This window comes from Agrobacterium sp. CG160-95 (genome assembly GCF_053521725.1).
This window is the reverse complement of sequence record NZ_JBNWDU010000008.1, coordinates 222,375-242,021: the sequence shown is the minus strand read 5'-3', so window position 1 is coordinate 242,021 and position 19,647 is coordinate 222,375. Positions and strand designations below refer to the sequence as shown.

The 19,647-nt window shown below is 58.7% G+C and carries 18 protein-coding genes; 7 read left to right on the top strand and 11 right to left on the bottom strand.

Annotated features, from left to right (window positions below; translation table 11 throughout):
* Positions 1-11: 11 nt before the first annotated feature.
* From ACQZ63_RS23975 to amaB, 4 genes are all read right to left on the bottom strand, one after another.
* Positions 12-839 carry an ABC transporter ATP-binding protein gene (locus ACQZ63_RS23975; protein ID WP_004432043.1) on the bottom strand — a complete coding sequence of 276 codons (828 nt, stop codon included), beginning with the start codon at positions 837-839 and terminating at the stop codon, positions 12-14.
* A gap of 8 nt (positions 840-847) precedes the next feature.
* Complete coding sequence (locus ACQZ63_RS23970; RefSeq protein ID WP_004432039.1) at positions 848-1,627, bottom strand: ABC transporter permease subunit; 780 nt, start codon at positions 1,625-1,627, stop codon at positions 848-850.
* A 23-nt stretch (positions 1,628-1,650) separates the two neighbouring features.
* Positions 1,651-2,604, bottom strand: a complete 954-nt coding sequence (locus ACQZ63_RS23965; protein WP_004432036.1) for an aliphatic sulfonate ABC transporter substrate-binding protein — start codon at positions 2,602-2,604, stop codon at positions 1,651-1,653.
* 258 nt (positions 2,605-2,862) lie between these two features.
* Complete coding sequence (gene amaB, locus ACQZ63_RS23960) at positions 2,863-4,392, bottom strand: L-piperidine-6-carboxylate dehydrogenase (RefSeq protein WP_448799431.1); 1,530 nt, start codon at positions 4,390-4,392, stop codon at positions 2,863-2,865.
* Between the two features lie 215 nt (positions 4,393-4,607).
* Here amaB and ACQZ63_RS23955 point away from each other — a divergent pair, with 215 nt between their 5' ends.
* Positions 4,608-5,510, top strand: a complete 903-nt coding sequence (locus ACQZ63_RS23955; protein WP_004432029.1) for a LysR family transcriptional regulator — start codon at positions 4,608-4,610, stop codon at positions 5,508-5,510.
* 4 nt (positions 5,511-5,514) lie between these two features.
* Here the strand turns inward: ACQZ63_RS23955 and ACQZ63_RS23950 are convergent, their stop codons facing one another.
* Together ACQZ63_RS23950 and ACQZ63_RS23945 are read right to left on the bottom strand one after the other, a co-directional pair.
* On the bottom strand, positions 5,515-6,495 hold the full coding sequence (locus tag ACQZ63_RS23950; RefSeq protein ID WP_004432027.1) for a glutathione S-transferase family protein: 981 nt from the start codon (positions 6,493-6,495) through the stop codon (positions 5,515-5,517).
* A gap of 105 nt (positions 6,496-6,600) precedes the next feature.
* Positions 6,601-7,488 carry a DMT family transporter gene (locus tag ACQZ63_RS23945; protein ID WP_004432025.1) on the bottom strand — a complete coding sequence of 296 codons (888 nt, stop codon included), beginning with the start codon at positions 7,486-7,488 and terminating at the stop codon, positions 6,601-6,603.
* Positions 7,489-7,864: 376 nt separating this feature from the next.
* On the opposite strand from ACQZ63_RS23945, the gene ACQZ63_RS23940 reads away from it, so the two are divergent.
* Both ACQZ63_RS23940 and ACQZ63_RS23935 read left to right on the top strand, forming a co-directional pair.
* Positions 7,865-9,196, top strand: a complete 1,332-nt coding sequence (locus ACQZ63_RS23940) for a UDP-glucose dehydrogenase family protein (RefSeq protein ID WP_035252640.1) — start codon at positions 7,865-7,867, stop codon at positions 9,194-9,196.
* A gap of 86 nt (positions 9,197-9,282) precedes the next feature.
* Positions 9,283-10,305, top strand: a complete 1,023-nt coding sequence (locus ACQZ63_RS23935) for an NAD-dependent epimerase (RefSeq protein ID WP_013762120.1) — start codon at positions 9,283-9,285, stop codon at positions 10,303-10,305.
* A 1-nt stretch (position 10,306) separates the two neighbouring features.
* Here the strand turns inward: ACQZ63_RS23935 and ACQZ63_RS23930 are convergent, their stop codons facing one another.
* The 4 genes from ACQZ63_RS23930 to ACQZ63_RS23915 are packed head-to-tail and all read right to left on the bottom strand — an operon-like array spanning position 10,307 to position 14,319.
* Positions 10,307-11,353: a glutathione synthase gene (locus ACQZ63_RS23930; protein ID WP_112751868.1), complete on the bottom strand. Its 1,047-nt coding sequence runs from the start codon at positions 11,351-11,353 to the stop codon at positions 10,307-10,309.
* A gap of 17 nt (positions 11,354-11,370) precedes the next feature.
* Entirely contained in the window at positions 11,371-13,248 is a 1,878-nt protein-coding gene (locus ACQZ63_RS23925; RefSeq protein WP_448799430.1) for a flavohemoglobin expression-modulating QEGLA motif protein, read from the bottom strand.
* Complete coding sequence (locus ACQZ63_RS23920; protein ID WP_333717456.1) at positions 13,245-14,075, bottom strand: N-formylglutamate amidohydrolase; 831 nt, start codon at positions 14,073-14,075, stop codon at positions 13,245-13,247. Before ACQZ63_RS23920 ends, ACQZ63_RS23925 begins: the two co-directional genes overlap by 4 nt.
* Positions 14,056-14,319, bottom strand: a complete 264-nt coding sequence (locus ACQZ63_RS23915; RefSeq protein ID WP_076844517.1) for a hypothetical protein — start codon at positions 14,317-14,319, stop codon at positions 14,056-14,058. The genes ACQZ63_RS23920 and ACQZ63_RS23915 overlap by 20 nt, the downstream gene beginning before the upstream one ends.
* A 44-nt stretch (positions 14,320-14,363) precedes the next feature.
* Here ACQZ63_RS23915 and ACQZ63_RS23910 point away from each other — a divergent pair, with 44 nt between their 5' ends.
* From ACQZ63_RS23910 to ACQZ63_RS23895, 4 genes are all read left to right on the top strand, one after another.
* The gene (locus ACQZ63_RS23910) at positions 14,364-14,591 is read left to right on the top strand and encodes a hypothetical protein (protein WP_004431991.1); all 228 of its coding nucleotides are present in this window, start codon (positions 14,364-14,366) and stop codon (positions 14,589-14,591) included.
* A 17-nt stretch (positions 14,592-14,608) separates the two neighbouring features.
* On the top strand, positions 14,609-15,169 hold the full coding sequence (locus ACQZ63_RS23905) for a type 1 glutamine amidotransferase domain-containing protein (protein WP_004431989.1): 561 nt from the start codon (positions 14,609-14,611) through the stop codon (positions 15,167-15,169).
* 146 nt (positions 15,170-15,315) lie between these two features.
* Positions 15,316-16,542 (top strand): NAD(P)/FAD-dependent oxidoreductase, encoded by a 1,227-nt coding sequence (locus ACQZ63_RS23900; protein WP_113473297.1) that lies wholly within the window; start codon positions 15,316-15,318, stop codon positions 16,540-16,542.
* A gap of 149 nt (positions 16,543-16,691) precedes the next feature.
* Positions 16,692-17,192 carry a YciE/YciF ferroxidase family protein gene (locus ACQZ63_RS23895; RefSeq protein WP_004431986.1) on the top strand — a complete coding sequence of 167 codons (501 nt, stop codon included), beginning with the start codon at positions 16,692-16,694 and terminating at the stop codon, positions 17,190-17,192.
* Positions 17,193-17,272: 80 nt separating this feature from the next.
* Here ACQZ63_RS23895 and ACQZ63_RS23890 read toward each other — a convergent pair whose 3' ends face one another.
* Positions 17,273-19,609, bottom strand: a complete 2,337-nt coding sequence (locus tag ACQZ63_RS23890; protein WP_019566511.1) for a glucose/quinate/shikimate family membrane-bound PQQ-dependent dehydrogenase — start codon at positions 19,607-19,609, stop codon at positions 17,273-17,275.
* Between the last annotated feature and the right edge of the window lie 38 nt (positions 19,610-19,647).

Here is a 19,647-nt window from a genome sequence, read left to right as displayed (position 1 = left end):
GGTCCATCACATCACCCACCGATTTCACCACGACCGAAAAGCTGGTTCAGAACCTGCTCTTCAAGCCGCGCGAATTCCGGGGTGCCGTGTCGGCGCGGACGCGGCAGTTTCACATCGAGATCAAGCGCGATGCGCCCCTCATCAATCACGACGATGCGGTCTGCAAGTGCGACGGCTTCCGAAACATCGTGCGTAACGAGAACGGCGGTGAATTTCTGCTTGCGCCAGATGCGCTCCAGCAGAAGCTGCATTTCGATGCGGGTGAGCGCATCGAGCGCCCCGAGGGGTTCATCCAGCGCCAGAATTTGCGGATGCGCCACCAGCGCGCGTGCCAGCGCCACGCGCTGTTTCTGGCCTCCAGACAGGACATAGGGCCACTCGCCCGCCCGGTCCTTTAGCCCAACCTCTTCGAGAATGGCAAGCGCCTGCTCGTTCGCCGCCTCACCTTTGGCGATGCCGGTCAGGCCCACGGATACATTGTTTGCGATCCGCTCCCATGGCAGAAGGCGCGGCTCCTGAAACATCATGCGAGTGCGGCTCGATGCGTCTTTCGAAACGGTGCCGCTTGTGGGCGCATCAAGACCGGCCAAGATACGCAGAAGCGTGCTCTTGCCGCATCCACTCTTGCCGATAATAGCCAGAAACTCGCCTTCCCGCACATCGAGATCGATGCCGCGCAGAACCGGTTTATCGCCAAAGGTCTTGGTCACATTGCGGAAGCTGAAAGCGACCTTGCTGTCGTTCTGCTTGCCGCGCTGCTCAACCTTGGTCTCTGCCCCGGAAGGGGAGGATGATGGGGCATCGGGGCGTCTCAACGTCGTCACATTGCTGGTCGACATGGGTTACCTCAGACTTTCTTGAAGGCTGGATGCCACTGCAGGAAGATGCTTTCGAGGAAGCGGGCGAAACTGTCCGCCAGCTTGCCAAGAAGCGCGTAAATAAGGATCGACAGCACGACGACATCGATCAGCAGGAACTCGCGCGCCTGCATGGCCATGTAGCCGAGGCCGGAAGAGGAGGAAATTGTTTCCGCCACGATAAGCGTCAGCCACATGATGCCGAGCGCATAACGCAGGCCGGTGAAAATGGACGGCAGCGCGCCGGGCAGGATCACTCGCCGGAACAGGGTGAAGGGCGACATGCCATAGGTACGCCCCATCTCCACCAGTTGCGGATCGACCCCCTGAATGCCGAGCAGCGTGTTGATGTAGATGGGGAAAAACACTCCGAGTGCCACGAGGAAAAGCTTTGCCTCCTCGTCGATGCCGAACCAGAGGATGACGAGCGGAATGAGCGCCAGATGCGGGATGTTGCGGATCATCTGCAGCGTCGTGTCGGTAAAGCTGCGGGAAAACCGCGACAGTCCGTTGGCCAGCCCGAAGATGAAGCCAATCGCGCCGCCAACGGCGAAACCGGCCAGAGCGCGAGCGGAGCTGACACCGATATTGGCGATGAGTTCCCCTGAAAGCAAAAGCCGCCAGAAGGCTTCCGCGACGGCAGAGGGAGCCGGCAGGACGTTTGCCGAAATGAGACCGACGCGGGCAGCAAGCTCCCAGCCGGCAAGAATGATGGCAGGAAGCAACCAGCCCGTGATGCTTCCAGCCTCGATACGCCTTCTGATGCTCATCGCGAAACCCTCCGTATCCGGGATCAGTTGGTGGCGCCTGACCAGACGGCATCCTTGATGCTGATCTGCTTAGGGATCAGGCCCAGGCGATAAAAGCGGTCGGCAGTTTCCTGCTGGCTGGCAATGATCTTGTCATCGATTTTCGAAATACCGAATTCTGAACGGTTCGCAGCCAGCGTCTGCGCTTCCAGCGGTACACCTGTCACCTCATGCAGGGCTGCCGCAACCTTGTCGCGGTTGGCGGCGGACCATTTGGCCGCCTCGCCCAGGGCATCAAGCGTGATATTGATGGTGTCGGCATGGGATTTGGCATAGTCGCGGTTGGCGAGGAAATAGGTGCTCACGTTGAGAACCTCGCTGGTGCGGGCCAGAGTGACGGGCTTATAGCGGGTCTCGGCAATTGCATAGAACGGATCCCAGACGGCCCAGGCGTCGATCTTGTCGCTGGCAAAGGCTGCCGCCGCGTCAGCAGGGCTGAGATAGACCACGTCGATATCGCTAAATTTCAGGCCGTTCTTCTCAATTGCCGCCACCAGCAGATTGTGGGCGCTTGTGCCCTTGCCGACGCCGACCTTCTTGCCCTTCAGATCGGCAACCGACTTTATACCGCTCTCGGGCTTGGTGAAGATCGCCTCACCCTTACCGTTTGAGGGAAGAGCCGCAACGTAAACGATGGCCGAACCGGCCGCCTGACCGAAGATTGGCGGCGCATCGCCCGTCCAGCCGACATTGATGGAGCCAACATTCAAGGCCTCCACCAGCGGCGGGCCTGCGGTGAATTCGACCCACGAAACCTTGACGCCCTTGGCCTCAAGCGCCTTTTCGATAACGCCCTGTTGCCTCGCGATCACCGGCAGGCCGGTTTTCTGATAACCGATCTTCAGCTCTTCCGCCGCCTGCGCCTGCAAGGGCAGCACGGATAATGCAGCGGCAACAAGAAAACTGGCGGAGAGGGCACGACGGGTAATGGCTGGCATTTTAGCTCCTTGTCGCCGACCCCCTGGGGCCGGTTTGCGATATGGAGCAATGCTAGGGTTTTCGATGAAAACGATAGAGAGAGGATAATTCAATATCAGCGATATTGCGGGAATAAAATTCCGCAGAGACGCCTCTTTCCCGCAAATCATCGCAGGAGGCATTACCAAGCCTGCTTAACAGACGAATGCCGGTGCGAACTGGCCGCACCGGCATGATGGATCAATATCGCTATCGAACGCGCAAACTTGCGAAGCGATTTACTCGATATCGAAGGAAACGCCCTGCGCCAAAGGCAGCGCCTTGGAGTAGTTGATGGTGTTGGTGGCGCGGCGCATATAGGCCTTCCATGCATCCGAACCGGATTCGCGGCCACCGCCGGTTTCCTTTTCACCACCGAATGCGCCGCCGATTTCCGCGCCCGAGGTTCCGATATTGACGTTGGCGATGCCGCAATCCGAGCCTTCCGAGGACAGGAAACGTTCCGATTCCTGAATGTCACGGGTGAAGATCGACGACGACAGACCAGCGGCAACGGCGTTATGCGCGTCAATCGCCTGATCGAGATCGCTGTACTTCATCACATAAAGGATCGGCGCGAAGGTCTCTTCCAACACCGGCCCCGCCTGTTCAGGCATTTCGACAAGTGCCGGCTTTACATAATAGGCATCCGGCGCACCCGTATCCACTCGCCCGCCGCCATTCACCACGCCGTCATGCGCCTTGGCCGCTTCGAGCGCCTTCTGCATGCCGTCGAAAGCCGCCTTGTCCACCAGCGGTCCGACAAGCGCCGATGTTTCGAGCGGATTGCCGACGGAGACGGAGGCGTAGGCCTTTTTCAGACGCGGCACGAGCTGGTCGTAAACACTGTCATGCACGAAGAGACGGCGAAGCGTGGTGCAGCGCTGGCCGGCCGTGCCCATGGCGCCGAAGGCAATGGCGCGCAGCGCCATGTCGAGATCGGCAGACGGGCAGACGATGCCGGCATTGTTGCCGCCCAGTTCCAGAATGGCGCGGGCGAAGCGCTTCGCCAGACGCGGGCCGACATCGCGGCCCATGCGGGTGGAACCGGTGGCAGAAACCAGGGGAACCTTGGGGTTGTCCACCAATGCTTCACCAACGGCGCGGTCGCCGATCAGAAGCTGCGACAGCCCTTCCGGCGCATCGCCAAAACGGGCTACGGCACGTTCGAAGATGCCCTGAACCGCAAGTGCCGTCAGCGGGGTCTTTTCAGATGGCTTCCAGACCACCGAATTGCCGCAGACTAGCGCGAGCGCCGCGTTCCACGACCAGACCGCGACCGGAAAATTGAAGGCGGAGATAACGCCGACAACGCCGAGCGGATGCCAGGTTTCCATCATACGGTGGCCGGGGCGTTCGGTGGCGATGGTGAGGCCGTAAAGCTGGCGGGACAAACCGACCGCGAAATCGCAGATATCGATCATCTCCTGCACTTCGCCGAGACCTTCGGACGGGACCTTGCCCACTTCCAGCGAGACGAGCCGACCGAGATCTGCCTTGAAGGAGCGCAGTTCTTCGCCCAGAAGCCGGATCAGTTCGCCACGGCGCGGAGCAGGTACGTTGCGCCAAATCTTGAAGGCGGCATCGGCCTTGTCGACCACGGCTGCGACACCCTCGACCGAAATGGTCTTGAGGCTAGCGATCTGTTCACCCGTTACCGGGCTGAACGACGCCATATCGCCGCCGGTATAAAGATCGCGGGCGACGCCCATTCTGTCTAGCAGGGCCGCGGCTTCCTGTTTCACGTCAAGCTTCGTGGTCGCATCCATGTCAAATTATCCTTTTTGGCTCAAAGGGGAGGAAAGGCCGTTTTTGATACGGCGCTTTCAACTCCCGTCGCTGTTCTTTCCCCGAGTTTATCATTTTGTGAAACGGGGCCTCCGTCAAAGCCGGCAAAACACCGTTCCATTCTTTCCCGTAATCATATATGGCCATAATGACCCTTTTCCAATGAGGAAAGCGGGTAAGTTGATGCGAGAATGGTATGGATCCGCGCAGAAGACTGGTCCCTGATATCGTAACCCTGCAAGCATTCGAGTGTGCCGCAAGGCATGGGAATTTTACCCGTGCGGCGGAAGAACTCAACCTCACGCAAAGTGCGGTCAGCCGGCAGATCGGCGAACTTGAGGCGCAGACCGGAATGCAGCTTTTCGAACGCATCCGCCGGCGCGTCGTCCTGTCGGAAGCGGGTCGCAAATTCCTGCCAGACGTGCGGCGCCTGTTGCAGCAATCCGAACAGCTGATGGTGCGCGCGGTCTCGGCCGGAACATCTCATGCATCACTTTCCGTCGCCACCCTGCCAACCTTCGGCAGCCGCTGGCTGATGCCGCGTCTGCACCGCTTCATCGACGCCAACCCGGAAATGACCATCACCATCGGCTCGCGCTCGCACCCTTTCGATTTCGATGAGGAAGGTTTCGACCTCGCCATCCATTACGGCCAGCCGGTCTGGGCGCACGGCACCTGCACCTTTTTATGCAACGAAGTGATCGTGCCGGTCGCCAGCCCCGCTCTGCTTCAGCGCGCGGGAATGAGAGAGCCGGAGGATTTTAACCGACAACCGTTGCTGCACGTGACCACACGGCCGAAACTATGGACTGAGTGGCTGGAGATGAATGGGGTAACGGCGGAGAATGCCTATAGAGGCAGCCGTTTCGACCAGTTTTCGATGATCATTGAAGCAGCCATAAGCGGCATTGGCTTTGCCCTTCTGCCGAAATATCTGATCGAGGCGGAACTCGTCTCCGGCCGTCTCGAAATCGTCTTCGACATTCCACTGCAAACCGACAAGAGCTATTATGTTGCCCTGCCGGAAGGGCGGCAGGACAATGTCCTTGCCCGCGCCTTCCAGGCATGGCTTCTCGATCAGGTCGGCAAGCCGGCCTAGATATTCACACAGTGCCGCCGATGGAAACCTCGTCAAGCCCCGGCAGATCGGGGCCGACCGGCACGATCCGGGTCGGATTGAGCGCCTTGATCGAATAATAACCGCGCTTGATGTGGTCGATATTGACCGTGTCACGCACGCCCGGAATGTTTAGCACCCGCATCATATAGGCCTGCAGGGCCCGATAGTCGGCAATGCGGCGAAGGTTGCACTTGAAGAGGCCGTAATAGGCGGCATCGAAACGCACCAGCGTCACGAAAAGCCTGACATCCGTTTCCGTCAGGCGATCGCCGAAGAGGAAGGGACCGCCTGATGCCAGGCGAGTTTCAAGTTCCTGAAGTGTCGCGAAGACGTCGGCAAAGGCTTCCTCATAGGCAAGCTGGGTGGTGGCAAAACCGGTTCTGTAGACACCGTTGTTGAGGCGGGGATAGATATGGTCGTTGAGCGCATCAATCGCGTCCCGCAGATCTTCCGGATAAAGATCGATGCCGTTATCGGCCAGATCGCCGAAACCGGAATTCAGCATGCGGAGAATGTCGGCGGATTCGTTGTTGACGATGGTTTTCGTCTTCTTGTCCCAAAGAACCGGAACGGTGGCACGGCCGGTATAATGCGGATCGGCGCTGGTATAGGCTTCGTGCATATAAGCGAAGCCGTTCAGCCCGTCGCGATCCGAACCTGGATAATCGCCGAATTTCCAACCCTCGTCGGAGAGCGCCGGCTCCACAATTGAGACCGAAATGACATCCTCGAGCTTCTTGAGCTTGCGGCCGATCAGCGTGCGTGAGGCCCATGGACAAATCAGCGCGACATAGAGATGATAGCGCCCAGCCTCGGCCTTGAAACCGCCCTCTCCCGTCGGGCCTGCTGAACCATCAGACGTTACCCAGTTGCGGAAGCCGGATGTCTGGCGAACGAAACCACCCTTCTTGTCGGTCGCCTGCACCGGGTGCCATTCGGCGGTCCACTTTCCATCCACGAGCATTTTGGGCTCTCCATTCATCTATCGATGAAAAGCTTATGGGGCCGTCTGCACCCACCCCACAAGCCGCGCTTCGGTTGACGCACTGTTTCCGATCGATGGATGACTTCAAAGCCGATTGCGGAAAAACGGATTCCAGCGAACTGTGCCGAGCCTGACCCTTTCGCGGATCATCGTCAGAAGTCCCGATGCGGCGATGACACCCAGCCCAAGCACCGCGATCGCATCCGGATATTCGTGGAAGAAAGTCATGCCAATCGCCACGGCCCAGAGGATCTGAGAATAATGCGAGGGTGCAATCTGGCTGGCCGGCGCGATACGTGTTGCGACGAGCAGCGTTATCTGTCCCGTCGCCGTGCAGAGGCCGATGAAGGCAAAGGCGGCGAACTGGTGCAGATTGGGCATGACGAACTCGGGAATCGAGGCAATGCCGTTGAAGGTGAGGCCGTAGACCAAAAGCACGCCCATTATCGAGGTGCGCTTCTCCTTGCCCGCAAGCGAGCGGAGCAGCACGATGGTCATCGCCGCCAGGAATGCGACACCGATGGCTGCGACGTGCCCGAGTTCCAGCGCCTTGAAGCCGGGCCGCACGACGAGCAGAACACCGACGATGCCGGCCAGAACGGCCGCCCAGCGCCATGGCCCTATATCTTCCTTCAATACGACAGCCGACAGCACTGTCACAAACAACGGTGAGAGAAAGATCAGCGCATAGGCTTCGGCCAGCGGAATGGTGGTGAAGGCATAGATACCGAGAATACCGGCGAACAGGCCGGAAATCGCCCGCCCGTGCACCGCAAACGGACGGCTCATGCGCCAGAATTCACGCCACCTTTCCTCACGCGGCTTGCTGAAGAAGATGAAGATGCCGGAAAACAGGATGCTGAAAAAGCCGATCTCGAAAACGCTGATCTGTGATCCAAGCGACTTGATCGTGGCATCGCCCAGGGAAAAGGTCGCATAAGCGAACAGACCGAGCAGAAAACCCTTTTGCATTTGAACTTCCCCGAACAGCGACCGCAACGCAAAGCGCACCCCGGCCGCTTAAAGCAACCCGGACGCCCCTTAAGGGACAGACAGTCTGGCAGATTTGATCCTCACCCTATGGCTAGACCCGGCTACCTATGAGTGCAAGCCGCAAAAGCCGCAAAAACACCCGATCCGACCGCATCGATGCAGATGGCCGCAAGGTGCGGCAAATTTGTCCCGTCGACGCCATCATATCACCGTCACGGAAAGAGGTTAGCCCGTGTTGATCGTGGCGCTTGGCGGCAAGCGTGAAGGCGGCTAAACAATGTGGTGTGATTGCACCCGCTGATTTCGCCTGAAGCTTGCTGCGCGAACATCGCCTCACGAACCGAAAGGAAGAAGAATGCGGATAGTGATGATCGGTGCCGGTTATGTCGGCCTTGTTTCCGGTGCGTGTTTTGCCGATTTCGGCCATGACGTGATCTGCGTGGACAAGATGCCGGAGAAGATCGAAGCGCTGAAAAGCGGCCATATCCCGATCTTCGAACCGGGTCTGGAGGTCATCGTTGCCAACAACGCCAAGGCGGGCCGATTGAGCTTCACCACCGACCTCTCCTCCGCGGTTGCCAATGCCGACGTCGTCTTCATCGCGGTCGGCACGCCCTCGCGGCGCGGCGACGGCCACGCCGATCTCGGTTATGTCTATGCGGCGGCGAAAGAAATCGCCCATTCGCTTGACGGCTTCACCGTCATCGTCACCAAGTCTACCGTTCCCGTCGGCACGGGGGACGAGGTGGAACGCATCATCCGCGAAGAAAACCCTTCGGCCGATTTTGCCGTGGTTTCCAACCCGGAATTTCTGCGGGAAGGCGCGGCCATCGAGGATTTCAAGCGACCGGACCGCATCGTCGTCGGTCTTTCCGACGAGCGCGCCCGCCCGGTGATGACGGAGGTTTACCGTCCGCTCTATCTCAACCAGTCGCCTTTGCTCTTCACCACCAGGCGCACTTCGGAACTGATCAAATATGCCGCCAACGCCTTTCTGGCGATGAAGATCACCTTCATCAACGAAATGGCGGATCTGTGCGAAAAGGTCGGCGCCAATGTTCAGGATATTTCGCGCGGCATCGGCCTCGATGGCCGCATCGGCGCGAAGTTCCTGCATGCCGGCCCCGGTTATGGCGGCTCCTGTTTCCCCAAGGATACGCTGGCGCTTGCCAAGACCGCACAGGACTATGACGCCCCTGTGCGGCTGATCGAGACCACCATTGCCATCAACGACAACCGCAAGCGCGCCATGGGCCGCAAGGTCATCAACGCGGTGGGCGGCGACGTGCGCGGCAAGAAGATCGCGGTCCTTGGCCTGACCTTCAAGCCCAATACCGACGATATGCGCGACAGCCCGGCGATTGCCATCATCCAGACCCTCCAGGACGGCGGCGCCAAGGTGGTCGGCTACGATCCGGAGGGAATGGTGAATGCCCGCCATGTGATCGAGGATATCGACTATGCAAGCGGCCCCTACGAGGCTGCCGAAGGCGCCGATGCCGTCGTGATCGTGACGGAATGGAACCAGTTCCGCGCACTCGATCTGCCGCGCCTGAAGGCCATCATGAAAAACCCCGTTCTGGTGGATCTACGCAATATCTACCGCACGGACGAGGTCACCGGGCACGGCTTCGTTTATGCCGGCATTGGCCGCCCACACGACAGCAGTTCCGACAAGGGCCAATAGCGGTTTCGCCTTCGAAGTTTCATTAAAACGGTTTTTGCGCTTCGGTTCGGCCGCAAACGCACCAACGGATTTGGGATATAGTCATCATGCGTTATCTGGTTACCGGCACCGCGGGCTTCATCGGTTTTTACGTTGCCAAACGGCTGCTCGATGCCGGCCATTTCGTAACCGGTTTCGACGGCATGACGAAATATTACGATGTCAGCCTGAAAGAAAAACGCCATGCGATCCTTTCCCGCTCCAACGGTTTCAGGGCGGAAATCGGCATGCTGGAAGACACGGATGCGCTGAAGCGCGCGGCAGAGGCTGCCGAACCGGAAATCATAATTCACCTCGCCGCGCAGGCGGGTGTTCGCTACAGCCTCGAAAATCCACGCGCCTATATCGATTCCAATCTCATCGGATCGTGGAACATGCTGGAGCTTGCCAAGAACCTGCGTGTCAAACACCTGATGCTGGCTTCAACTTCCTCCATCTACGGCGCCAATGAAAAAATTCCCTTTGCGGAAAGCGACAAGGCCGACGAGCCGATGACGCTTTATGCGGCCACCAAAAAATCGATGGAATTGATGGCGCACAGCTACGCCCATCTTCACAAATTGCCCACCACAGCCTTCCGTTTCTTCACGGTTTACGGACCGTGGGGACGGCCGGACATGGCGCCAATCAAATTCGTCGACGCCATCTCGAACGGCGAGCCGATCGATATTTACGGCCAAGGCAATATGAGCCGCGACTTCACCTATATCGATGACCTCGTTGAAGGTATCGTCCGGCTGAGCCAGGTCATTCCGTCCGAGGAAAACCGGGTAACTGAGGAAGGCGTCACCGACACGCTGTCGCACCACGCACCCTTCCGCATCGTCAATATTGGCGGCGGCCAACCGGTAGAGCTGATGCACTTTGTCGAAACGGTCGAAAAGGCGGTCGGCAGGCCGGCAATCCGCAACATGTTACCGATGCAGCAGGGAGACGTTCCCCGCACCTTCGCTTCACCCGATCTTCTGAGGGCCTTGACGGGCTATGTGCCGCAAACCCCGGTTGAGGAGGGCATCAAGGCCCTCGTCGCCTGGTATCGTGACATGCAGTCGACGGAGCTGCGCGAATAAATCAAAGCGTCGCCAGCAGACGATTGGAGAGCATACCGCCGGAAGCGCTCTGCATGGCGATCTTGGTTTCCACGGCTTCGATGATCGTATCGCTGAAATCGACATCGGTGAGGTCGCGAATGTTGGAGAGACCGCCGGGCGAAAACACGTTCACCTCCAGTATCTTGTCGCCGACAATATCAAGCCCGACCAGGAACATACCGTCTTCCACCAGCTTCGGCCGCATCATTTCGGCAAGCGCCACAATCTCGTCCGTCACCTTCACGGCCTCGGCAGTGCCCTTGGCGTGAATGTTGGAGCGCAGATCGCCTTTTGCCGGAACGCGGCGCAAAGCCGCATATTGTCCGTCACGCATCAGAGGCTTGCCATTCATCATGAAGAACCGAATATCGCCATCCTTGGCGGCCGGCAGATAGGCCTGTGCGATCAAGTAACCTTCGAGACTGACCGCCTCGAAAATCTGGTTGAGATTGGCCTCCTTGCTGGAGCCGATCTTGAAGACGTTCTTGCCGCCTGAACCCTGCAGCGGCTTGACGATGACACCCTTAGGGTGGGTATCCGCAAATGCGCGTATTTCATCGACATTGCGCGAGATGATCGTGGTCGGGCGTACGATTTCCGGAAAGCTCTGGAAATAGAGCTTGTTCTGCGCCAGCGCCAATCCTTCCGGGTCGTTCAAAACCACAACGCCGCGCTGTTCTGCCAGCCGCCCGAACAGAATGCCGGCATGCACCGCCCATGGCCGCGTCGTCTGATCCAGCGAGGGATCGTTGCGCAGCATCAGCGCGTCGATTTCCTCTACATCCATGGTACGCCGTTCCAGTGCTTTGTCCTGAAGTGCCGCGTGAAAAGCATCGGCTTTCTTGTATTTGGCCTTCGGTAGAACGGTGGCGTGTACGGTCAGGCTATCATCCGAGCGCAAGGTAAAATCGCCAGGCGTCAGATACACCACCTCGTGACCGCGATTGAGCGCCGCTATGGCCAGCAGGCCGGTTGCGAAAGTAGGCCCCTCAGTTTCGATGGAATTGACGAAAAATGCGATACGCATAAGCCCCTCCTGTAATATTACAATGTCGCCAGTTCGGCGATGGATAATCCGGCCCGTATCTTTTCCAGCCGCTCATTGGCCTTGGCCGGCAGCAGAAAAGCGGGACGTACGCCCGGCGGACGCAAGAGGCCGCGCAAGGCAAGCTCCTGCATCACCGGGAAATGGGCAGCGGCAATCTTGCCCATCCAGAACGGATCGAGCGCGCCGCCGTTGCGCAGATGCTCCAGCACCTCCGCAAGCCCACGCAGATAGATCGCGTCCTTGGAAAGACCGCCGCCACGATAGATGCGCAAAACCATGTTGAAGGCGCCAGCCTCGTCGAAACCATGATCGCGGGTCATAGTCCGGAACGTCTCAACAAAAGTCGCGCCGTCCAGCATGGCGGCGCAGCCGACGACACGGCCGGCGATCAGCCGCAGGCGCTCGCGCGTCATGCCGCCGGCCAGATGTTCCGCCAGCACTGCCAGCCCTTCCTGCACGCCCTCGTAACCGGAAAGGCCGGTGCGGAAGAGCCGGAGGCCCTGAAACGAACCGTTGAAATAAGTGAGGAGATGCACGCCGATCTCATGCGACAGTAGCGCTTCGACCCGGCGCTGTTCCATGACGGTGTGGCGAGAAATCAGGAGCTTCTCGCCCGTCACCATCAGGCCAGGCGGCAGGTCATCCCTGATCTCGACACGCGCCTTGAATTCCGGCTCCTCCGCCAGATAGGTCTCGATCATCTCGCGCGATTTTTTGGCGACCGCATAACAATCGACCATGGCGATTTCGCCGCTCTCATCCTTGCGTGGGCAATCGGCAAGCACCTTGAGCGCCAGCGTCAAAAGCGCGGGTTCGACGGCACCGTAAAGGGCGCGGGAGAAATCGGTGAAAGTACGGCGATGCAGATTGGCGAGCATGGTCAGTTGCAGATCGATCTCCTGCTGTTTCTCCCGGTAGAGATGATAGAGCACCGGGTCTTCCAGATGATCGAAAACGACGGAATAGAGCTTGCGTTTCTGCTCCTCGACGTCAACGCCGAGCGGCCGGTAAAGCAGGCGCGGCGCATATTGGAAGCTGCCGTCGCGAAATTCCTCGAAGGCCCGGCGGGCATTGATCGGCGTCACGGACAGAAGAAAATCAAAGGACGAGACGATGTCGTCTATTGAACGATCGGCACGTCTGACGGCATCAACGAAGGCCTTGCGGCCGAGAGCGCGATGGCTGGTAACCTTGAGTGCTTCTTTACCGGCAGCGAATGACGAGAAGGCCTGAAGGCCGGCATCGAAAATATCCGCAATCATCGTCTCGCGCAGGCCGGGATAATCGGCGCCGGATTCAGGCTGTCGGTAGATCGGCGCGAAACGCACGCTGATGCAGGGAAAATCAAGCCCGGCATTTTGAAATCTGAGGATCGGATCGGCATCCGGTTCGGGCCGGGTTATGCGGGGCGTGCGGAAACGCACTTCGGCATCACAAACCGCCTTAATGAAAACACGGCGTGCACTTTGCGTTTCCGGCTCAGATGTTGCCGAGACGGAAACCTCATAATGCGGCAGGAAAGGTGAATCGTCAGCGAGCAGAATGTCGTGTTCCAGTTCGCCGATATCGAGAACCATGAAGGCGCCGAAACGTTCGCGCATGGCCGTGCCGACGGCTGCAATCAGGGGTGCAGCCTCCTGAATGCTCGATGCGATCAGATAAGATGCATGCGCAGAGGCGATATCGCGGGCCGCAAGGTCCTTCGTGCCACCAGTCAGATGCAGGCAAAGAAACGGCAGCGGCCGGTCGATATGCAGCCGGCCGTTCTTTCCGACATCACGACGGACGGCTTTGCCGGCCTCAAGGCAGGCGACGACATCGTCTACCAGCTCGATAACCTGTAACGGTTCACCACGCGCCGAGGAGACGTTCATCGCCGCGCCCTCAGGCATTCTTCGAGAACCGGCTGAAGTGCGGTGATAGCGTCGCGAATATCGGAAACGACGCGCTTATCCGGCTTACCGGTCCACTCGTCCATGAAGAATTTCTTGAACTCCACTGCGATGGCGCAGCCGTTCTGCGCAAAACGCTCGTGAATAAACCGGGTCTGCTCACCCTTGCCCTGAAAGGCGACGTTCTCGCGTACATCAAGGCGGCGTCCGCCGATGGTGGCTGTCGCAAAATGATGGCCCACCGCACTGACGACGTCACTCCAGCGGCTGCGATCCATGGAAAATGTGCCGATATTGATATCAGGCGCTTCCGCCTGGGGCGTTTGCGGCGCTGTAGCGCCCTGCCGGCGATGATTGTAGCTGTGTATGTCCAGCACGACAAAAGCACCATGCCGCCGCTCGACGGTTGAAAGAACTGCTTCGAGCATTGCGTAATAGTCGGCATGAAAATCGAGCGATTGCCGGGTGGCCTCTTCCGGCGGCTCCTGTTTCCAGACCTCCAGCCCCCAGGATTGTTCCGGCTTCAGATAAACTGCCTGATCGGCGAACCGGTTGAGATCGATTTCGAAACGCGAATGGTGAACGACAATGCGGTTTGTCATCCCCGCGATCATCTCGCCGGTAAAAGGGTCTTCCTCTCTCAGCCGCTGGTCGGCGGAAATAGCCATCAGCGAGGCTATGTCCGGGCGAATGAGATGACCATCATGAATGGCCGTGCCGATGATCGGTGAATTGCCGAAGTCGATCGACCAGAAACCCTTGTTTTCGTCGTTGCCGCGGCACTCGCCGTCACTGTGTCTGGCTGTCATGCTGCCTCCCCTGCATCTGGGGTAAAACAGCACGACTCGCCGGTTTGTTCCGATAAAAATTGCGCGCGATACATTTGTCCTCGGCAAGAATCCGCCTGAAAAAATGCGGAACCATACCGGAAAGCTCACGTTGTTCTGGCAGGAGGGCCGCCGTGTCAAACGGACACGATGGCGCTGAAGAACATCGGGATTTTTCCGTTTTCTCCCGGTGGCCAACGAAATGGCAGCCGAGCTTCTTACCCATCCGGCGCCCTCCGTCCCCGCTTTCCACGCACAAGGAACCGCGACATGGAAAAGACCGAAACGCGTAAACTTGCAGAAGAATATCTGCGGCTCGGCGGCACCCGTCAGGTCATGATCGACGACAACAAGACCTTCGTGCGCCAATGGGAAGACGAACCGGCAGAAGCCGAGACCTTCTGGCAAACGAATATCGAAAAGCTCGATCCGGAGCGCCGTGAGGATGTGGAGTTTTTTCTGCCCTCCGTGAATTCGGACAAAGACGAAAACAGATAAACAGGAAGGAAACAGACATGACTGCCATCAACACTGCAAAAATCGTCATTCTCGCAACGGACGGCTATGAGCGTTCGGAACTGCGCGTGCCATATGATCAGCTGAAGGCCAAGGGCGCGGACGTCAAGATCGCCTCGATCAAGGATGGTGAGATCAAGAGCTGGGACGAAAAGAACTGGGGCGATAGCATCGCCGTCGATATGTCCGCGAAGAACGTCAGCGCCAATGATTTCAATGCACTCGTCCTGCCCGGCGGCCAGATCAATCCGGACGTATTGCGTCATGACGAGGATGCAATGCGCGTGGTGCGAGATTTCGTCAAATCCGGCAAGGTCGTGGCTGCCATCTGCCATGCCCCTTGGCTTCTGGTTGAAGCAGATGCCCTGCGCGGTCGTGACGCGACCTCCTATTGGTCGATCAAAACCGACCTGAAAAATGCCGGCGCCAACTGGAAGGACGAAAAGGTTGTGACCGATAAGGGCATCATCACGTCTCGCAGCCCCGATGATCTGGACGCCTTCGTCGCCAAAATCATCGAGGAGGTCGAAGAAGGCAACCACGAGCGCCGCGCTGCCTAAGGGCCGTAAAGCGGAAAAAAACCAGAGCGCATCCGGCCTATCCAAAATGGCCGGATGCGCTCTCTGTCTTTGTTTGTTCGCATTTTCCAGACGTAACCCGCCAGGCGTTTCCACCGTAAATGCCCTGCACCTTTCAGGAAAACTCCATGCCCACATCGGAACTGACGAAGGAACGCGACCTCAGGGAATCGAAACCCCTTTGGGCCGACACGCCACGCATAGGCCTCCGCACCAGAAACACCCCGAGTTCCGACCATTACGATACGATCGTCGTCGGCGCCGGCATCAGCGGCGCGCTTGCCGCCCATGCGTTGCAGAGACCGGGGCAATCCATGCTGATCGTCGACCGGCGTGATCCGGTGATGGGCAGCAGTGTCGCCAGCACTGCGATGATACAGCACGAGATCGACACACCCCTTATTGAGCTCAGAAAGATGATCGGCAAGGATGCTGCTGATCGGGCGTGGCAGCGCTCCGCGCGCGCCGTGCTGCGGCTGGAGGAAATCGTTTCTTCGCTTGGCATTTCCTGCAGCATGGCGCGCAAACAGGCGCTTTATCTTGCCGGAGACGAGATGGGTTTGCGTGCATTGAAGGCCGAAGCGGCAGCGCGCGAAGAGGCCGGGATCGAGGCCCGCTTTCTCGACACCGCAGAACTTAAAAACGACTATGCGATTGAGCGGACAGGGGCGATCCTCAGCGATATCTCCGCTTCCGCCAATCCGGCGCAGCTGACGGCAGGCCTGTTGCGCCACACAGCGGGCGCCGGCGCTGAGATCGTTTCACAACTTGAAATCACCGATCTTCGAAATCTCGGTGACGAGGTGGTCGTCGCCACAGCACAGGGCAAAATCATTTCCGCGCGCAATATCGTTTTCTGCACCGGATACGAATTCCTGAAATCGCTCGAAAGCCCGAAACACCAGATCATCTCCACCTGGGCGCTGGCGAGTGCGAAGGGTATCGATCTGCCGGACTGGCTGAATAGCCACATCCTCTGGGAGGCTTCAGATCCCTATCTCTACCTGCGCACCGACCGGGACGGGCGCCTTATTGCCGGTGGTGAGGATGAAGAGAACTCCACATCCTACCTGTCTGAGAGCAAGCTTGCCTCCAAGGCGGATGCAATCAAACGCAAGATCGAAAAGCTTCTTGGCGTCGACATCGGCGAACCCGAATATCGCTGGGCGGCCGGCTTCGGCACGACCACCACGGGCCTGCCGCTGATCGGCGCGGTTCCCGGCATGAAGAACGTTTATGCCGTCATGGGCTTTGGCGGCAACGGCATCACCTTCAGCCAGATCGCCGCCGAGATAGTCGCCGCTGCCGTTAATGGTGGCAAGGACCCCGACGCCGATCTCTTCCGTTTCGACTGATGCCGCTTGTCATCCTATATGCGGCGGAGCGTCTGCTGGAATATAAAACGTTGCGCGCAACAGAGCCGGAACCATAGGGGCTCCGAAAGGTTTGTCTCCCGTGCGCAATGGCGTACATCACGTACTTTCACACCATGGGAGAAGAACCAATGGCCGAGAAAAAACTCGACGACCTGTTTTACGATACGCTGAAGGATATCTATTACGCCGAAAGGCAGATCCTGAAAGCTCTGCCGAAAATGGCGCGGGCAGCGACAGACCCGAAGCTGAAACAGGCCTTCGAAAAGCACAAGGAAGAAACGCAGGGCCAGATCGAACGCCTGCAGGAAGTGTTCGAGATCATCGGCAAGCGGGCGCAGGGTAAGACCTGCGAGGCCATCCAGGGCATCATTGCCGAGGGCGAAGAGATTATGGACGATTTCAAGGGCACCGCAGCTCTCGATGCCGGTCTCATTTCCTCGGCTCAGGCGGTCGAACATTACGAAATCGCCCGTTATGGCACCCTGAAGGCATGGGCCGAAAAGCTTGGTCATGCCAATGCCGTTACCCTGCTGGATGCGACGCTGAAGGAAGAGTCCAAGACGGACGATGCGCTGAGCGCGCTTGCCAAGACATCGATCAATGCCGCAGCACAGAAAAAGGCGGCCTGATCGCCTTTTCCAACTGCACAAGCAAAAACCGGAATGGTCATCCATTCCGGTTTTTTTTGTTTGATTGAATCCGCCTCGTTTTACGGCAGGGTATAGGCGATCACATAGTCGCCCGGCTTGGTTCCGACAGAGCCGTGACCACCCGCGACCATCACAACATATTGCTTGCCGCCATCCAGCGCATAGGTCATGGGCGTTGCCTGCCCGCCAGCCGGCAGACGTGCTTCCCAAAGCTGTTTGCCGGTGGTGAGGTTGTAGGCGCGCAGATAGTTGTCGACGGCAGCACCGAGGAAGGCCACGCCACCCTTGGTAATCATCGGCCCGCCAATGCCCGGTACGCCCACCTTGAAGGGCAACGGCAGCGGCGTCATGTCATGGACCGTGCCGTTCTTGTGCTTGTAGGCGATATCGCCGGTGCGCAGGTCGGCACCCGCGACATAACCCCACGGCGGTGCCTGGCAGGGGATTTTCAGCGGACCGAGGAACGGTCCCATGAAGACGCCATAGGGCGCACCGTCATTGCGGTTCAGCCCCTGCTCACTGCCCTTCTCGTCCTGGCCCTTCGGCGGGATGTCGGCGCGCGGCACGAGCTGCGAGGTAAAGGCAAGGTATGTCGGCATGCCGAACATGACCTGACGTTCGGGATCGACCGCGACGCTGCCCCAGTTGAACGTGCCAAAATTGCCGGGATAGATGATGGAGCCGTTCAGCGAGGGCGGCGTATAGCGGCCCTGATAGTTCAGCTGATGGAAGCGGATGCGGCAGGCGAGCTGATCGAACATGGAGACGCCCCACATGTCCTTTTCCTTCAGCGGCTCCGGCTTGAACGACAGCGCCGTCGTTGGCTGAGTCGGGGAGCTGAAGTCCTCAGGGATTGTACCGCCCGGTGCCGGTTCTTCCGTAATCGGCAGAAGCGGCTCACCCGTGCGCCGGTCCAGAACGTAGATATCGCCCTGCTTTGTAGGGCCGACGAGTGCGGGAACGCTTTGACCGTTCTTGGTGATGTCGAGCAGCACCGGCTGGGCCGGCACATCCATATCCCAGAGGTCGTGATGAACCGTCTGGCGCACCCAGCGATCCTTGCCGGTATTGATATCGAGCGCCACGATGGAGGAGGAATATTTCTCCACATTCTCGCTGCGACCCATACCAAGCTGGTCCGGCACCTGATTGCCGAGGGGTACGTAAACGAGGCCAAGCCCCTCGTCGTAGCTCAACACGGACCAGCTGTTCGGCGAGTTGGTAGTGTAGGTTTCGCCTGCGGCAATTGGCTCGGTCTTTTCCGGATTGCCGGAATCCCAGTTCCAGATGAGTGCGCCGCTGTTCACATCGAACGCACGGATGACGCCGGACTGTTCCTGCGTGGAGTAGTTATCGTTCACCGCACCGCCGATGATGATCTTGCCCGCCGCGATCACGGGCGGCGAGGTCGAATAATAATAACCGGCAGGATTGTATTTCATGCCCTGTTCCAGATGCAGCACGCCCTGATCCGCAAAGGATGTGCAGATCTGACCGGTCGCTGCATCAAGCGCAATCAGCCGCGCATCCGAGGTCGGCAGGTAAACGCGCTGGGCGCAGGCGGTGCCCTGTGCGGCATTGGGTTCGGCATAATAGGAAACACCGCGGCACGTCTGGTGCTGGCGGTCCGGGTTAAGACCGACATTGGGGTCGTATTTCCATTTTTCCTTGCCGGTGGCGGCATCGATGGCGATCGCCCAATTGTGCGGCGTGCAGATATAAAGCGTATTGCCGATCTTGAGCGGCGTTACCTGATAGGTGGTTTCACCCACATCATCCGGTAGCTTCACGTCGCCGGTCTGGTACCGCCACGCTTCCTTCAGCTGCGAAACATTATCGACATTGACCTGCGTCAGCGGCGAATAGCGCTGGCCATAAGGCGTGCGGCCGTATTGATGCCAATCGCCATCCGGCACGTCGCCGCCATAGATCGGAGCGGACGCCACCTTCTCCTCAGACAAGGACCCTGCCTGGTCATGCGGATCCTGCGCCATCGAATATCCCGCCACCACAATGGAGGCGAGAACGGAGAGCGCGAGTGGCCAGGCGTTCGGGCCGTAATTCAGCCCTGTCGGGCTTGAAAAACCGAGAGGCTTCCTGACCCAGGGCACCAACAACCACAGGCCGATAAGAATGACGAAGCCACCCCGCGGCCCAAGTTGCCACCAGTCGAAACCCACTTCCCAGAGGGCCCAGGCGAGTGTCGCGACAATGAAGACGGCATAGACGTGGAGAGCTGCCCGGTTACGCTTGAACAGCAGAATGGCTGTCAACAGGAAGGCCATACCGGAAAGGACGTAATAGAAGCTCCCGCCCAACATGACGAGCTGAGAGCCAAAACCGAACAGCGCAAGGCCGATCAGCGATAGAATAACCGCAGTAACGGTGACTGCCATGAATGAAACCCCCGATTCCTGTCACTTTGCGTGAAATG

Coding starts and splice junctions, on each gene's coding strand:
- ACQZ63_RS23900 (WP_113473297.1), top strand. CDS start 15,316: ATGCCCACATCGGAACTGACGAAGGAACGCGACCTCAGGGAATCGAAA.
- ACQZ63_RS23965 (WP_004432036.1), bottom strand. CDS start 2,604: ATGCCAGCCATTACCCGTCGTGCCCTCTCCGCCAGTTTTCTTGTTGCC.
- ACQZ63_RS23925 (WP_448799430.1), bottom strand. CDS start 13,248: ATGAACGTCTCCTCGGCGCGTGGTGAACCGTTACAGGTTATCGAGCTG.
- ACQZ63_RS23890 (WP_019566511.1), bottom strand. CDS start 19,609: ATGGCAGTCACCGTTACTGCGGTTATTCTATCGCTGATCGGCCTTGCG.
- ACQZ63_RS23945 (WP_004432025.1), bottom strand. CDS start 7,488: ATGCAAAAGGGTTTTCTGCTCGGTCTGTTCGCTTATGCGACCTTTTCC.
- ACQZ63_RS23920 (WP_333717456.1), bottom strand. CDS start 14,075: ATGACAGCCAGACACAGTGACGGCGAGTGCCGCGGCAACGACGAAAAC.
- ACQZ63_RS23935 (WP_013762120.1), top strand. CDS start 9,283: ATGCGTTATCTGGTTACCGGCACCGCGGGCTTCATCGGTTTTTACGTT.
- ACQZ63_RS23910 (WP_004431991.1), top strand. CDS start 14,364: ATGGAAAAGACCGAAACGCGTAAACTTGCAGAAGAATATCTGCGGCTC.
- ACQZ63_RS23905 (WP_004431989.1), top strand. CDS start 14,609: ATGACTGCCATCAACACTGCAAAAATCGTCATTCTCGCAACGGACGGC.
- ACQZ63_RS23955 (WP_004432029.1), top strand. CDS start 4,608: ATGGATCCGCGCAGAAGACTGGTCCCTGATATCGTAACCCTGCAAGCA.
- ACQZ63_RS23950 (WP_004432027.1), bottom strand. CDS start 6,495: ATGCTCGTGGATGGAAAGTGGACCGCCGAATGGCACCCGGTGCAGGCG.
- ACQZ63_RS23975 (WP_004432043.1), bottom strand. CDS start 839: ATGTCGACCAGCAATGTGACGACGTTGAGACGCCCCGATGCCCCATCA.
- ACQZ63_RS23895 (WP_004431986.1), top strand. CDS start 16,692: ATGGCCGAGAAAAAACTCGACGACCTGTTTTACGATACGCTGAAGGAT.
- ACQZ63_RS23970 (WP_004432039.1), bottom strand. CDS start 1,627: ATGAGCATCAGAAGGCGTATCGAGGCTGGAAGCATCACGGGCTGGTTG.
- ACQZ63_RS23930 (WP_112751868.1), bottom strand. CDS start 11,353: ATGCGTATCGCATTTTTCGTCAATTCCATCGAAACTGAGGGGCCTACT.
- ACQZ63_RS23915 (WP_076844517.1), bottom strand. CDS start 14,319: ATGGGTAAGAAGCTCGGCTGCCATTTCGTTGGCCACCGGGAGAAAACG.
- amaB (WP_448799431.1), bottom strand. CDS start 4,392: ATGGATGCGACCACGAAGCTTGACGTGAAACAGGAAGCCGCGGCCCTG.
- ACQZ63_RS23940 (WP_035252640.1), top strand. CDS start 7,865: ATGCGGATAGTGATGATCGGTGCCGGTTATGTCGGCCTTGTTTCCGGT.